Source organism: Achromobacter sp. Bel, from assembly GCF_012928505.1.
GTDB lineage: Bacteria > Pseudomonadota > Gammaproteobacteria > Burkholderiales > Burkholderiaceae_B > Achromobacter.
The window spans coordinates 1-13,293 of record NZ_JABBJN010000009.1 but is presented as its reverse complement, the minus strand read 5'-3'; the positions used below and the strand labels follow the sequence as shown (position 1 = coordinate 13,293).

Here is a 13,293-nt window from a genome sequence, read left to right as displayed (position 1 = left end):
TATTGACCCCTTGGGGCCTGACGCACGGCGCCAGGCCTGGCGCCCTGTGTGGAGAAGACCATGTCGATGGCTGACCGCGACGGTTTCATCTGGTATGACGGCAAGCTCGTCCCATGGCGAGACGCGACGACGCACGTCCTGACGCACTCCCTGCACTATGGCCTTTCCGTCTTCGAAGGCGTGCGTGCCTATCAGTCCAAGATCGGCACCGCCATTTTCCGCCTGGAAGACCACACCAACCGCCTGTTCAATTCGGCGCACATCTACCAGATCCCCATGCCGTTTGATCGCGACACGATCAACGAGGCGCAGCGGCAGGTCGTGCGCGAAAACAAGCTGGAATCCGGTTACCTGCGGCCGCTGGTGTTCTACGGCCCGGAAAAGATGGGCGTGTCGCCCAAGGGCGCCCGCGTCCACGTGGCGATCGCCGCCTGGCCGTGGGGCGCCTACCTGGGCGAAGACGCCCTGTCCCAGGGCATCCGCGTCAAGGTGTCGTCCTTCGCCCGTCAGCACGTGAACGTCACGATGCCGCGCGCCAAGGTGGCCACCACCTACGCCAATTCCATCCTGGCCAACACCGAAGCCCTGCAAGACGGCTACGACGAGGCCCTGCTGCTGGACACCGAGGGCTTCGTGGCCGAAGGTTCCGGCGAGAACCTGTTCATCGTCAAGGACGGCGTGCTCTGCGAACCCGAGATCGCGTCCGCCCTGACCGGCATCACGCGGTCAACCATCCATGCCCTGGCGGCCGACTTCGGCTTGCGCGTGGTCACCAAGCGCCTGACGCGCGACGACGTCTACATCGCCGACGAGGCCTTCTTCACCGGTACCGCCGCGGAAGTCACGCCTATCCGCGAGGTCGACAACCGCCAGATTGGCGCAGGCAGGCGCGGCCCGGTTACCGAGAAGTTGCAGATTGCATTTTTTGACATGGTGCATGGCCGCATCCCGAAGTACCATCACTGGCTAAGTAAAGTCTGAAGTTTGACGCTGATCCGTGCGGCCTTGTCCCCGACAGGACCGCATCATTGCCCCAACCTGCCGTTTATCGGTTCTTTTTTCAGGAATATCCATGACCGCTGCTGCCCCGGCCGCCGTCCCCCACGCTCACGAAGTCATTGAGGTCGGCGCCGAAGACCTGCCCGTGTTCTGTCCCGGCCCGAAAGCGCCGCTCTGGAGCATGCACCCCCGCGTGTTCCTGGACGTGGCCCGCTCGGGCTCCGCCAGTTGCGCCTACTGCGGCGCCGAGTACCGCCTGAAGGCCGGTACGGTGCTGCACGGCCACCACTAAGCCGCCGCACAACGCTTACCCGCCACACGCAACCATGTTTGCCACCCCCGAAGAAGCCGAACACGCGTTCTACGAAGCCCTGGAACAGGGGGACGCCGTCCGCCTGATGCAGGTGTGGGCCGACGACGAGGAAGTCGTCTGCATCCACCCGGGCGGGCTGCGCATCGTCGGCCACTCCGCGGTGCACGAGTCCTGGCAACAGGTGCTGGCCAACGGCCCGCTTCACGTCCGCCCGCTGCGCCCGCTGGTCATGCTGAGCATGATGTGCGCGGTGCACGTGCTGGTGGAGCAGGTGGCGGTGCGTACGCGGGAAGGCACGCAGTTCGCAAACTGCTACGCCACGAACATCTACCACAAGGGCCCCACCGGCTGGCGCATGGTCATGCACCATTCGTCGCCGGCGCCCACGGAAGCCGGGGTGCTCGATTTGCACGACGTACCCGACATGCTGCATTGAATCGGGTGGATTTTTAGTTGGCCGCTGCTCGTCTAGATACGTCCCCTTGCCCCGTTCCCTCCTGGTTGCCCGGAGGCGATGCCCAGACGGTTTACGCGTCGGTATTCGCGCAATACCACCGGATCGCGTTCGTGCGCGACCGGGTAGACACGCCGGACACCGATTTCGTGGACTTCGACTGGACCGGCCCGGGCCTGTTTCCGCACAAGGCCGCCGACGGCGCGCCCGTCAGCGGGCAAGGCCCGGTCGCCAATGGCAAGACCGCCGCGGCGCGGTGGATGACGGACGCGGATTGGAAGTCGCTGCCGCAAACCCCCGACACGCCTGCGCTGATCCTGTTCCACGGGCTGGAAGGCGGCAGCAACAGCCGCTACGCCCAGTCCGTCGCGCACTATTTCCGCGCGCGCGGCTGGATCGTCGTGATTGCGCACTTCCGGGGCTGCTCGGGCGTGCCCAACCGCCTGGCGCGCGCCTATTATTCGGGCGATTCCGCTGAAGTGGGCTTCCTGCTGGAGACGGTGCGCAGCCGCATCCCGCATGCGCGCTGGCATGCCGTCGGCGTGTCGCTGGGCGGCAACGCCCTGCTCAAATATCTGGGTGAACACCAGGAAGACACCGGCTGGCTGACGGCCGCCGCAGGCGTTTCCGTGCCACTGGACCTGGTCGCCTGCGGCAAGACGCTATCCACCGGGGTATTCAACCGGCGCGTCTATTCGGCGCATTTTCTGAAGACACTCAAGCACAAGGTGCTGGAGAAGGCCCACCGCTTTCCCGGCTCCATCGACGTGATGCGCATCGCGCACGCGCACGATCTGCGCGAATTCGACGACACCTATACCGCGCCGATGCATGGTTTTCGCAATGCCCTGGATTACTGGACGCGCGCCTCAAGCAAGCCCTGGCTGCCGAAGATCTCGGTGCCGACGCTGGTGCTCAACGCCCGCAACGACCCGTTCATCCCGGCGGCGTCGCTGCCCAAACCGGAAGAATGCGCGCCCGTCATCCTGCTGCACCAGCCCAGCGACGGCGGGCATGCCGGGTTTCCCACCGGCGCCTTCCCGGCGCACCTGAACTGGCTGCCGCAGCGGCTGGGCCGGTTCTTCGAAACCGGCTTATAGGAAGCCCGGGGGCGCCGCCCCCGGATTCAACACCAGCGCCTCAACCCGATTTGAAGCGCTCCAGCAACTGCCGCTCTTCAGCCAGCTTGTCCTTCACTTCCTTGATCTGCACGTCAATCTGCGATTGCTCGTAGAAGTCGGTCGACAAGCCGCGCGCCTGCTGCAGCTGGGATTCCGCCGCCGCGAACGCGCCGGTCATGACGTAGAAGCGCGCCAGGTCGCGCCGGGCCTGTACCGGCTTGCCGTTGCGTTCTTCGCTTTGCGCCAGCATCTGATAGAGGCTGGGCTCGTCGCTACCCCACTGCTTGATCTTGGCGCGCAGATAGTCCTGCGCGTCGGCATGGCGGCCGTTGCTTTGTAGCGCCTGGGCATAGGCGATGCCCAGCGCCCGCTGGTCGGGCCAGCGCTTGACGCCCGCCTGCGCCAGCTCCAGCGCGCGCGGGTATTCCTTGCGGGCCAGCGCGATATCGACGCTTAGCTTGGCCAGTTGCGCGGAATTTCGCCCGCCAGCCGTAGCCAGCGTCCACAAGCGGTCGGCTTCGGTCAGGTTGTTGCGCTGAAAGGCCTGCAAGGCCAGCCCGTAATACGCGGCGGACTGGCGCACGCCGGACAACGCCTGGGCCTCGTCCTGCAATTGCTGGCCGGCCGAGCGCAGGCTGACGGCGTCGCGCCCCTGCACCACGCGCATCTTGGCGCGCACGTACCAGAAGTCGTCGGAGTCCACATGGCGCGACGGCGGTATCGAGCGCACGCGGTTCTGCACATCGGACATGCGTTCAATGGACAGCGGGTGGGTACTGGCCCAAGAACCCCCGCCCGCCCCTTCGTTCAGGCGCGACGCGTTCATCAAACGCGAGAACATTTGCGACATGCCTTCGGCGTCGTATCCCGCCTTGGTCAGCATCTGGAAGCCGGCGCGGTCAGCCTCGCGTTCCGCGTCGCGGGAAAAACCCAGTTGGCGGTTGATGGCCGCGGCCTGGCCAAAGGCCGCCACGCCCATCGCCAGGTTGCCGCCGCCGCCCGCCAGCGCCGCCAGCAGCGCGCCGGCCAGGCTGGCCAGCATCAGCATGCCGTTCTGGCTTTGTTGCGTCATGCCGCGCGCGATGTGGCGCTGCACGACGTGACCGATTTCGTGCGCGACCACCGCGGCCAGCTCGGATTCGCTGCCCGACGATACGATCAGGCCGGTATTGATGCCTATAAAGCCGCCGGGCATGGCGAACGCGTTGATTTCGGGGTCGCGCACGCCGAACATTTCCACTTCCGGCACCGCGCCGGGTGCAAAGGCCGCCAGCTTGCGGCCCATCGTGGTCAGGTATTGGCTGAGTTCAGGGTCGTCGACGTACGTCGGGTCGCGCCGGCCTTGCGACATGATGGCTTCGCCCAGGCTGCGTTCCAGCATGGGCGAGAGGTCGGCCGCCGACGCGGCGCCCATCGTGGGCAGGCCCACCGGTTGCGCCCACGCGGCGACGGGGATGGAAGGAGCGAGCAAGGCGGCGCACAGTCCGGCAATCGCGCCCCGTTTCGCAATAGAGCAAATGGATGGCATTTTCCTGCGGTTCATAAGCCTATGATAGCGATGAGCTTAAAATGTTTCACCGATACCCCAAACGAGGTCTCAATGCGTCCCGTCCGTAAAGCCGTTTTCCCTGTCGCCGGCATGGGCACCCGCTTCCTGCCCGCCACCAAGGCGATGCCCAAGGAAATGCTGCCCGTGGTCGACAAGCCGTTGATTCAATATGCCGTTGAAGAGGCCGTGGCCGCCGGCATCACCGACCTTATTTTTGTGACCGGCCGCAACAAGCGCGCCATCGAAGACCACTTCGATTCCGCACCGGAACTTGAATCCGACCTTGAAAGCAAAGGCAAGCACGAGCTGCTGGCAATGGTGCGGGGCATTCTACCCGCGCACGTGAATTGCCTCTACATCCGGCAATCTGCCCCGCTGGGCCTGGGCCACGCCGTCCTGTCGGCCGCCCCCGCCGTGGGCGACGAGCCTTTCGCCGTACTGCTGGCCGACGACCTGATCGATGCCGACACGCCCGCCATGAAGCAGCTGGTGGACATCGCCGTCGCGCAGAACGCCAGCGTGCTGGGCGTGCAGGACGTGCCGCGCGCCGACACCCGCAAGTACGGCATCGTGGCCACGCGCAGCGGCGACGCCCGGCTGGATGCCCGGACCGAGCGCGTCACGCATATCGTTGAGAAACCTGAACCCGACGCCGCGCCGTCCACCTTGGCCGTCGTGGGCCGCTACGTGCTGGAAGCCGCCATCTTCGATCACCTGCGCTCGACCAAGATGGGCGCCGGCAATGAAATCCAGCTGACCGACGGCATCGCCTCGATGATGCGTGAGCGCGCGGTGTTCGCACACCGTTTCGACGGCGTGCGCTACGACTGCGGCAACAAGGCGGGCATGTTCCAGGCCACCGTGGCGCTGGGCAGGAAGTATCACGGCCTGCTGCCGGAATAATCCCGCCGCGCGTCCGCGCTAGGCGGACGCCGCCGCGCGGGCCTTGGCCCGCGCGCGGGCGTCGCGGTCGGCTTTGCGCAAGCGCCCCTTGCCGGACAGGCGCATCAAGGTTCCCAGCGCCACCATCAGGCCGATCACCTCGACCAGCGCCGCCGGTATCCACATGGTCAGGCCGCCGATGGTCTGGTCGGTCTGGGCGGACATCGCGATGGCGCGGCCACACAGCTCAAACAACGGGTAGATATCGCTTTCAGTGAAGGCGATGACTGCGCCCGCCACCATTTGCGGCAGCATCGTCAGCACGGGAGAAATGACCCGGCCGCCCGGCGTCATGGCCGCGGGCGGCGCGGGGCGGCGATCCAGGATCAGGTTCCAGTACATGAAACCGCTGATCACGACCGACCAGTTCATCAGCCGGTACAGGCGCCAGTCCAGCATGGAGTAGAACTGCACCGACGGAATCAGCCAGACCAGCACCAGGAAGACGAACAGCGTCGGCACGAAGATCTTGTTGGTCAGCACCGCGACCGTAGCGCGGCCCGTGCCCGTGCGCAGGAAATCCCGCAGGCGGATGCGCCACGCCATGGGCAGCCCGGCCCGCATGACCTGCCCCGGAAACGCCGCCATTACCAGCAGCGGCCCCAGATGGTGCAGCACCAGATGCTGGATGCGGTGGATGAAGAACATGCGCTCGGCGTAATAGTCCACCCGCGTATGCATCGACAGGTACAGCAGTACAAGGCCCACCCAGAAAAAGGCGCGGCGCGCGGCCGTCACATGGTGGACCCGCTGGCCGCGCACGAACAGCACGATCGCCACCACGAAGGAGGCGACCAGCGTGGGAGAGAACTCCCAGGGTATGAGCCATTCAAGACTATCCATGCGGGCCATCCGGAAGACATCGGGGAAGACGGGCCGGCGCCATGCGCCAACCCGCCGATTGTAGTAGACCCCGCCAGCCCTTGCTCCGGTGCCCCGGAGGGGTCAGAAATGGTGCGAGACGCCTGCCCCGACACGCGTGGTGTGGGAATTGGCGGGGTCGAACTGGTTGTCCAGCGTGTAGTTCGACGCGTAACCGGCAAATCCGTATAGCGTCGTGCGCGGGGACAACGCGTAGGTATAACCCAAGGTCACCAGCTGCGCCTTGCGCGCCGTCATGCCGTTGTCCCAATGCCAATCCGGCCGCGCCAGCGACCATTGCACCAGGACGGCGCCCGGCCCGACGGGCACGCTGGCGCCCGCCAGCCACGCGTCGACCGTGCCGCCCCGCACGAAAGGCGCGGGGCCCAGGCCCAGCCCGAGGCCGTCGGGATCGCCCCCGTCCAGCCCCGCATAGCCGTTCTTCTGGCGCGACCAGGCCAGGGTCACCTTGATCACGTCAAAATCGTACGAGGCGCCCAATTGCACCGCCTGCGGCCGCCCCCCGCTGCCTTCCGGCGCATGGGCCAGCCGCAGTTGGTCCCACGTGGCTACCGCCAGCAAGGGCCCGCTTTCGAACTTCACGCCCAGGCTCAGCGCGCGGTGGTTCTGATTGGTGCGGAATTGGCCCTGGTCCCCGGCATCAAACGAATACCCGACGCCCGCCTGAAGCCCGTTCCAGTCGGGCGAGGTGACATTCACCATATTGCTCAACTGGAAATTGTCGGACGCCTTGAAGGTGGCGCCCATGCCCATGTCCTTCCACGACGCGATCTCCAGCGCGTTGCCGTAGAGCTGGCCGATCGTGTGCTGGCGCCCGAAGCGGACTTCGCCCAGGCTGTCATGGCCAAGCCCGACCCACGCCGCGTAGTTGAACAAGCGGCCGTCTTCCTCCGAGTTGCCGTTGGACGGGTTAAAGCCGCTTTCCAGCTGGAAACGGCTATGCCAGCCTCCGCCCAGGTCCTCGGCGCCCTGCAAGCCCCAAAGGGAATCCGTCAGGCCGCCGTTGAGCACGCCGGTTTGGCTGCCCTGCCCCGACACGCTCGTCACGGCCACGCCGGCGTCCACGATGCCGTACAGGTGCACGCCATATCCCTCATCGGCGGCCAACGCCCCCAGCGGCAGCCCCAAGCCGCCTGCCACCGCGGCGGCACAGAATGCGATTCTCATGTTCTTCTCCCGATGGCGGCGGGCGTTGCCGCCCGCCGCAGCATACACAGACTTATTGCCAGCCGTAGCGGCGTACCCAGATGCCCTTGAGCAGTTGCGTCAGCACGCAGTAGCTCAGCAAGATGCCGGCGAGCCACGGGAAGTAGCTCCATGGCAGAGCCTGCAGCTGGAAGTACTCGGCCAGCGGCGAGAACGGCAGGACCAGGCCCATGACCACCACCACCATCGTCATCGCCATCAGCGGCCATGCGGCCCGGCTTTGCAGGAAGGGAATACGGCGCGTGCGGATCATGTGCACGATCAAGGTCTGCGACAGCAGGCCTTCGACGAACCAGCCCGACTGGAACAGCGTCTGGTGCTCGGGCGCATTGGCCTGGAACACGTACCACATGAGCGCGTAGGTGGCGATGTCGAAGAGGGAACTGATCGGACCGAAAAACACCATGAAGCGGCCCAAGCCGTCCGGATCCCATTGCTGCGGCTTTTTCAGGAGTTCTTCATCGACATTGTCGAATGGAATCGCCGTCTGGGAAATGTCGTACATCAGGTTCTGCAGCAAGAGATGAATGGGCAGCATCGGCAGGAAAGGCAGGAAGGCGCTGGCCACCAATACCGAAAACACATTGCCAAAATTCGAGCTGGCGGTCATTTTCAGGTACTTGAGCATGTTGCAGAAGGTCTTGCGGCCTTCGATCACCCCGTCTTCCAGCACCATCAGGCTTTTTTCCAGCAGGATGATGTCGGCCGCCTCCTTCGAGATATCCACCGCCGAATCCACCGAAATGCCCACATCGGCAGCACGCAAGGCGGGCGCGTCGTTGATGCCGTCCCCCATGAATCCCACCGTATTGCCCTGGGCGCGCAAGCTGCGCACGATGCGTTCCTTGTGCGCGGGTGTCAGCCGGGCGAACACGTTGGCCTCGCGCACCGCGGCGGCAAGCTGCACCTCGTCCATGGCCTCTATCTCGGCACCCAGATAGACGCGGCGCACCTCGAAATCCACTTCGCGGCAGACCTTCTGCGTGACGAGTTCGACGTCGCCTGTCAGCACTTTCACTTCAATGCCCGAGGCTTTCAGCGCGGCCAGCGCGGGGCCGGTCGACTCCTTGGGGGGATCCAGGAAGGCGATATAGCCCACCAGCACCAGGTCGGATTCATCGGCCACGCCATAGGCCTGCTGCGTAGGCGGCATTTCCTTGACGCCCACCGCGATCACTCGCAGGCCGTCGCGGTTCAGTTCCGCTGTCACCCGGCGGATGTCCGCCCGGCGCGAATCGGTCAGCAGGTGCACCTCGTTGCCCACACGCAGCCGTGTGCACGCGGACAGCATTTCCTCCAGCGCTCCCTTGCAGATCAGTTCATGGTGGTCGCGGCCATTCTCGGTCTCGTTGACCACCACCGACATCCGGCGGCGCGAGAAATCGAAGGGGATCTCGTCGACCTTGCGGTAGCGCGACGCCAGGTTCAGCCTGCGCTGCACTTCGGCATGCTGCAGCACGGCCACGTCCAGCAGGTTCTTCAGACCGGTCTGGTAGTAGCTGTTCAGGTAGGCATAGGCCAGCACGTCGTCGCTGGTGGTGCCGTAGACATCGGTATGGCGCTCCAGCACGATGCGGTCCTGCGTGAGCGTGCCGGTCTTGTCCGTGCAGAGCACATTCATCGCGCCCAGGTTCTGAATGGCGTCCAGCCGCTTGACGACGACTTTGCGCCGCGACATGCGCAAGGCGCCCTTGGCCAGCGTGGCCGTGACGATCATCGGCAGCATCTCGGGGGTCAGCCCCACCGCGATGGCCAAGGCGAACAGCAGCGCCTCAAGCCAGTCGCCCTTGGTGAACCCGTTGATCAGCATGACGATCGGCGCCATGACCAGCATGAAGCGGATCAGCACCCAACTGACCCGATTGATACCTTGCTGGAATTGTGTGGGCGCGCGGGTGGCCTGCGTGACGCGTCCCGCCAACTGACCAAAATACGTGTTGCCGCCCGTAGCGACGACCAGCGCGCTGCCCGAGCCGCTGACCACGTTGGTCCCCATGAAGGCCATGTTCTCAAGTTCCAGCGAATTGCCGGTTTCCACGCGCTGGACGGCGTGCTTTTCGACCGGCAGGGATTCGCCGGTCAGCGCGGCCTGCGCGATGAACAGGTCCTTGGCGTTCAGAATGCGGCAGTCGGCGGGAATCATGTCGCCCGCGGACAGCAGCACCACGTCGCCCGGCACCAGCTCCGCCAAGGGCACTTCGATCTGGCACGAGCCGGATTCGTGCAAGGGCGCCCCATACGGGCGGCGCGCGCCGCCGTCCGCGGCAGGCGCCATCGCGCCGCTGCGCAGCACGGTGGCGGTGTTCTGCACCATGGCTTTCAACGCCTCGGCCGCCCGGTTTGAACGGAGTTCTTGCGCAAAGCGCAGCACCGTCGAAATCACGACCATGGATCCAATGATCACGACCGCCGTCCACGACTGGTCGTCCGGCTCAGCCATCCAGACATCGGTCAGCCACGACAAGGCCGCCAGCGCAGTCAGCAGCAGATTGAACGGATTGCGATACGACAGCCACAGGTGCACCGGCCAGGACAGGGGCTTTTCGTGGTCGACTTCGTTGGCGCCGTGGCGTTCGCGCGCCGCCTGCGCCTGGGTTTCGGACAAGCCGCCGCGGCCGCTGCCCAGCAGCAGGAACAAGGCATCCGTGCCCATGCGGGACAGATCGAGCATGCGGCGGTTGGCGCGCCGCGACGTATCCGAGGCGGCCGATGCTGCAACGGCATCGACGCCTTGCTCCAGCATGGGGGACCGCCGGAAGTGGCGGCCTGCGCGCCGTCGGCCTGAGGCGGACGAGAAAAACGATTTCAGGAAGGTAAACATCGGAGTGCTCCGGCTTTTGGTGTTGTTGTCGGAGACACCGGCAAGCCAGCCCGTCGGGCTGCGCGCGGGCAGCAGCGGGCCGCGGCTTTCGCGGGAAAGCCGTCAATCCGCTGCGTACGGGCGTGCGCAGGCACCGGGGCAATGTTGCCGGTGTCCGGATCGCGTCGAAGTCGCGCCGGGTGCGGAAAACGGAAAGGGGCTAGCTAGGGAATCGAGACCGGCGCCGTTGGCGCTTGATGGCCAGGCCGGGGATTCTTTGCTGCGGAGTCCGTGGGAACCGGAATGACTGTCCGGCCGGTCGGCTCGCAGGGAGGAGACAGGTCAGACAGGCATGCCGGCGCCATGCACATGGCGCGATCGAGGTTCGGGGTCTAAGGCACTAGGCATGATCTCTCCTGGGGAATGGCGCTGGCGTCAGGCCATCGACGCGGCTTGCGCGCCGAAATGCACGTGGCGCACGGCGGGATTGGCGCTCAGGCGGCGGGCTTGCGACATCAATTCCGCCCGCAGTTCCGGGGGGCAATTGACCGTGATGCAAGCCGACGCCATGCTGGGGTCCTGGCCCTGGTCGATCTGCACTTGCGAGACATCCAGGCCGGCGGCGCTGAAGTCCAGGCAGATCTGCTTGCGCAAGGCGCCCAGTTCGTCGCGCGGACAGATGACCGTCAAGCGCGAGGTGCCGCGGCGGCGGCCCAGGGCGGTGGCGCGGTCCACGCCGGCGCGGCGTAGGAACAAGTCGAAGAAACGCATAACGACCTCCATTGCAAGAATGGGGAGCGTGATCGCGAGTACGCGTGCGCGACTGCGCGGCGCATAGCGTGCGGGCACAAGACGTGCACGAGCGCGGCGCTGCGACAAGCGGCGGTTCTGGCGGTTTACGTTGGGGAGATTCCCGGCAAGCCGAAGGCCTGCGCTATTGCCTGGGTGGGGACCCGAGGCTTGGGATACGCCGCAACCTGCATGACAGGATGCGGCAGATGGAGTTCTGCGTGTTTCCTGTCAGACAGCGAGGTCGATGCAAGATCGACTACTTTCGCCGGAATCGGTATTCACGAAGACTGCTCCTGGGATGGATAACAGCGGAAGTTTACGCGGGTTTCCACTGATGGACAAGGTTTATGCGGCGAAAGCGCCCTGAAAACAGGCAAAAAAATGCAAAAACGGCGCAAGCTCCGCGAAGCTTGCGCCGCGATCGGCATCCGGCCCCGGGTCAAGCGTAGAAGTGCCATCCCAGATATGCCGCGAACAAGGCGTAGAAGCCCCCCACCGCCGACAGCGCCGGCACGCTCATCATCGACCTGCGAAAGCGCAGCCACAACAGGCCGATCGACAGCATCGTGAACAAACCCGCGGCCAGCAAGGGGGCGTCCAGCAGCCACGGCGTCATGAAAATGCCCAAGGCGCTGGGGATGGTGGCCTGGATCATCATCGCGCCCGAGATGTTGGCCAGCGCCAGGCGTTCCTTGCCTTGGCGCACCCAGATCAGCGCGTTCATGATTTCGGGCAATTCAGTGGCCACAGGCGCCAGCAGCAAGGCGGCCACGTGCGGCGACGCGCCCATGAAGATGCCCAGCACTTCGATCTGATTCACGAACACGTGCGAGGCACCCGCAATGACCACCAGCGCCAGGATCGTCTGCGTGGCGGCCCAGAACATGGTGGGGTCTTCATCGCGGGGACGCAGCTTGAGCGGTTCCAGGTCCTCGCTGTCGGTCCGTTCCTCGTCGTGGCTCAGTTCGCGCTTGATATAGAGGCCGTAGGTCGCCAGGAACAGGATGCCCAGCCAGGGCTTCCACGCGAAGGCCAACAGCCCCAGTCCGACTTTGAAGATGAAGATGCCCATGAACCAGGCCTGGTCGCGGGCCAGCCGGCGCTGGTCCGCGTTGATACAGTTGGCTTGCGTGGGCTGGCCCCGGCGCGCGCGCCACAGGGCGACGCCCACGACGGCGTACGCCAGCGTCGCCAGCACCAGCGGGCCGCCCATGGCTGCGCCGACGCCAATGTCTTTCTGTTCGGGGGTGTCGCCGAACACCACGGCCATGAAGGTGACCGCGCTTTCCGGCAGCGCGGTGCCGAATGCGGCCAGTACGGTGCCGGTGGCGGTAGCGCCCAGATGGAAACGGTGTCCGACCCATTCGACTCCGTTGACGAAGAATTCGCAGGCGAAGTAGATCACTGCCGCGGACAGGAAAAACAGAAACAGGGTGAGCAACATATGAACGCAGCCGGACGAGCAGAAACCAATTGGCGCGACGCAGCGGCTCGCCCGGCAAGGGTGAACGCAACGCGGCCAAAGGTCTCGCCTGGCTGATCCATGCGGCGGGCGGGCCGCTTGCATGGAAACCGTTAGCGCCATGGAGTTCTAGCAACCGCTACGCGGCCCTGAACCACCAAGTCTGTTGACGCTAACTCCTTTGGGGACAAAGGATGGCTACTCCCCAATGACAGAGCGGCGATTGTAGCAGCGCGTACCTGACGGTCCAGTGAATCCCGTGTGGACGCCGCGGGAAACCCATGCGCTGTTGTTTGCACGCGATAGCGGGGTAAAGTAAGCCGCATCCCCATCCTTCGCGGCGTTCGCGCCCCTGCCCGCCATGAGCCTGCCTCCCGCCGACATCGCCCCCTTCGCCGCCCGGCGCCAACGCCTGATGGAGCAGATGCGCGCCGACGGCGGCGGCATCGCCATCCTGGCTACCGCGCCCGAAGCGATCCGCAACCGGGACGCCGAGTACCCGTATCGCCACGACAGCGATTTCTTCTACCTCACCGGGTTCACCGAGCCGGGGGCATGGCTGGTCCTGATCGCGGGGGCGACCGACCGCGCCGTGCTGTTCTGCCGCCCGCGCCATGTGGAACACGAAATCTGGGAAGGCAAGCGCTTCGGACCCGAAGCGGCCGCCGCGCATTTCGGCTTCGATGACGCGCATGCGCTCGACGCGCTGGACGAACTGGTGCCCAAGCTGCTGCTGGACCATCCCACCCTTTACGCGCCGCTGGCCGGCGACA

The 13,293-nt window shown here is 65.4% G+C and carries 12 protein-coding genes and 1 riboswitch; of the genes, 6 read left to right on the top strand and 6 right to left on the bottom strand.

Annotation, left to right across the window (positions count from 1 at the left end; translation table 11 throughout):
* The first annotated feature begins 60 nt into the window (after positions 1 to 60).
* The 4 genes from HG262_RS07990 to HG262_RS07975 all read left to right on the top strand — a co-directional run bounded on the left by HG262_RS07990 (position 61) and on the right by HG262_RS07975 (position 2,866).
* Positions 61 to 981: a branched-chain amino acid transaminase gene (locus HG262_RS07990; protein ID WP_169270504.1), complete on the top strand. Its 921-nt coding sequence runs from the start codon at positions 61 to 63 to the stop codon at positions 979 to 981.
* Between the two features lie 91 nt (positions 982 to 1,072).
* On the top strand, positions 1,073 to 1,291 hold the full coding sequence (locus tag HG262_RS07985; RefSeq protein ID WP_054424547.1) for a zinc-finger domain-containing protein: 219 nt from the start codon (positions 1,073 to 1,075) through the stop codon (positions 1,289 to 1,291).
* Between the two features lie 34 nt (positions 1,292 to 1,325).
* Positions 1,326 to 1,748, top strand: coding sequence for a nuclear transport factor 2 family protein (locus tag HG262_RS07980; RefSeq protein WP_169270503.1), 423 nt, complete (start codon positions 1,326 to 1,328; stop codon positions 1,746 to 1,748).
* A gap of 17 nt (positions 1,749 to 1,765) precedes the next feature.
* Positions 1,766 to 2,866 carry an alpha/beta fold hydrolase gene (locus HG262_RS07975; RefSeq protein ID WP_169270502.1) on the top strand — a complete coding sequence of 367 codons (1,101 nt, stop codon included), beginning with the start codon at positions 1,766 to 1,768 and terminating at the stop codon, positions 2,864 to 2,866.
* Positions 2,867 to 2,906: 40 nt separating this feature from the next.
* Here the strand turns inward: HG262_RS07975 and HG262_RS07970 are convergent, their stop codons facing one another.
* Positions 2,907 to 4,430, bottom strand: a complete 1,524-nt coding sequence (locus HG262_RS07970; protein ID WP_211187013.1) for a M48 family metalloprotease — start codon at positions 4,428 to 4,430, stop codon at positions 2,907 to 2,909.
* A gap of 57 nt (positions 4,431 to 4,487) precedes the next feature.
* On the opposite strand from HG262_RS07970, the gene galU reads away from it, so the two are divergent.
* Positions 4,488 to 5,339 carry a UTP--glucose-1-phosphate uridylyltransferase GalU gene (gene galU / locus HG262_RS07965; protein WP_169270501.1) on the top strand — a complete coding sequence of 284 codons (852 nt, stop codon included), beginning with the start codon at positions 4,488 to 4,490 and terminating at the stop codon, positions 5,337 to 5,339.
* An 18-nt stretch (positions 5,340 to 5,357) separates the two neighbouring features.
* Here galU and HG262_RS07960 read toward each other — a convergent pair whose 3' ends face one another.
* From HG262_RS07960 to HG262_RS07940, 5 genes are all read right to left on the bottom strand, one after another.
* Entirely contained in the window at positions 5,358 to 6,230 is an 873-nt protein-coding gene (locus HG262_RS07960; protein WP_211187011.1) for a cytochrome c oxidase assembly protein, read from the bottom strand.
* Positions 6,231 to 6,323: 93 nt separating this feature from the next.
* Entirely contained in the window at positions 6,324 to 7,427 is a 1,104-nt protein-coding gene (locus HG262_RS07955) for a porin (RefSeq protein ID WP_169270499.1), read from the bottom strand.
* A 52-nt stretch (positions 7,428 to 7,479) separates the two neighbouring features.
* Positions 7,480 to 10,287, bottom strand: a complete 2,808-nt coding sequence (mgtA, locus tag HG262_RS07950; RefSeq protein ID WP_169270498.1) for a magnesium-translocating P-type ATPase — start codon at positions 10,285 to 10,287, stop codon at positions 7,480 to 7,482.
* 414 nt (positions 10,288 to 10,701) lie between these two features.
* A complete protein-coding gene (locus HG262_RS07945) occupies positions 10,702 to 11,037 on the bottom strand; it encodes a hypothetical protein (protein WP_169270497.1) in 336 nt (111 codons plus the stop codon).
* 460 nt (positions 11,038 to 11,497) lie between these two features.
* Complete coding sequence (locus HG262_RS07940) at positions 11,498 to 12,502, bottom strand: sodium:calcium antiporter (protein ID WP_169270496.1); 1,005 nt, start codon at positions 12,500 to 12,502, stop codon at positions 11,498 to 11,500.
* A gap of 80 nt (positions 12,503 to 12,582) precedes the next feature.
* Positions 12,583 to 12,739: riboswitch (yybP-ykoY riboswitch) on the bottom strand.
* Between the two features lie 142 nt (positions 12,740 to 12,881).
* On the opposite strand from HG262_RS07940, the gene HG262_RS07935 reads away from it, so the two are divergent.
* A partial coding sequence (locus tag HG262_RS07935; protein WP_211187009.1) for an aminopeptidase P N-terminal domain-containing protein occupies positions 12,882 to 13,293 on the top strand: 412 nt, incomplete at its 3' end.

What these genes read in the sequence shown, in the direction of transcription:
- HG262_RS07990 (WP_169270504.1), top strand. Translation starts at nt 61, where the DNA reads ATGTCGATGGCTGACCGCGACGGTTTCATCTGGTATGACGGCAAGCTC.
- HG262_RS07985 (WP_054424547.1), top strand. Translation starts at nt 1,073, where the DNA reads ATGACCGCTGCTGCCCCGGCCGCCGTCCCCCACGCTCACGAAGTCATT.
- HG262_RS07980 (WP_169270503.1), top strand. Translation starts at nt 1,326, where the DNA reads ATGTTTGCCACCCCCGAAGAAGCCGAACACGCGTTCTACGAAGCCCTG.
- HG262_RS07970 (WP_211187013.1), bottom strand. Translation starts at nt 4,430, where the DNA reads ATGAACCGCAGGAAAATGCCATCCATTTGCTCTATTGCGAAACGGGGC.
- galU (WP_169270501.1), top strand. Translation starts at nt 4,488, where the DNA reads ATGCGTCCCGTCCGTAAAGCCGTTTTCCCTGTCGCCGGCATGGGCACC.
- HG262_RS07960 (WP_211187011.1), bottom strand. Translation starts at nt 6,230, where the DNA reads ATGGCCCGCATGGATAGTCTTGAATGGCTCATACCCTGGGAGTTCTCT.
- HG262_RS07955 (WP_169270499.1), bottom strand. Translation starts at nt 7,427, where the DNA reads ATGAGAATCGCATTCTGTGCCGCCGCGGTGGCAGGCGGCTTGGGGCTG.
- mgtA (WP_169270498.1), bottom strand. Translation starts at nt 10,287, where the DNA reads ATGTTTACCTTCCTGAAATCGTTTTTCTCGTCCGCCTCAGGCCGACGG.
- HG262_RS07945 (WP_169270497.1), bottom strand. Translation starts at nt 11,037, where the DNA reads ATGCGTTTCTTCGACTTGTTCCTACGCCGCGCCGGCGTGGACCGCGCC.
- HG262_RS07940 (WP_169270496.1), bottom strand. Translation starts at nt 12,502, where the DNA reads ATGTTGCTCACCCTGTTTCTGTTTTTCCTGTCCGCGGCAGTGATCTAC.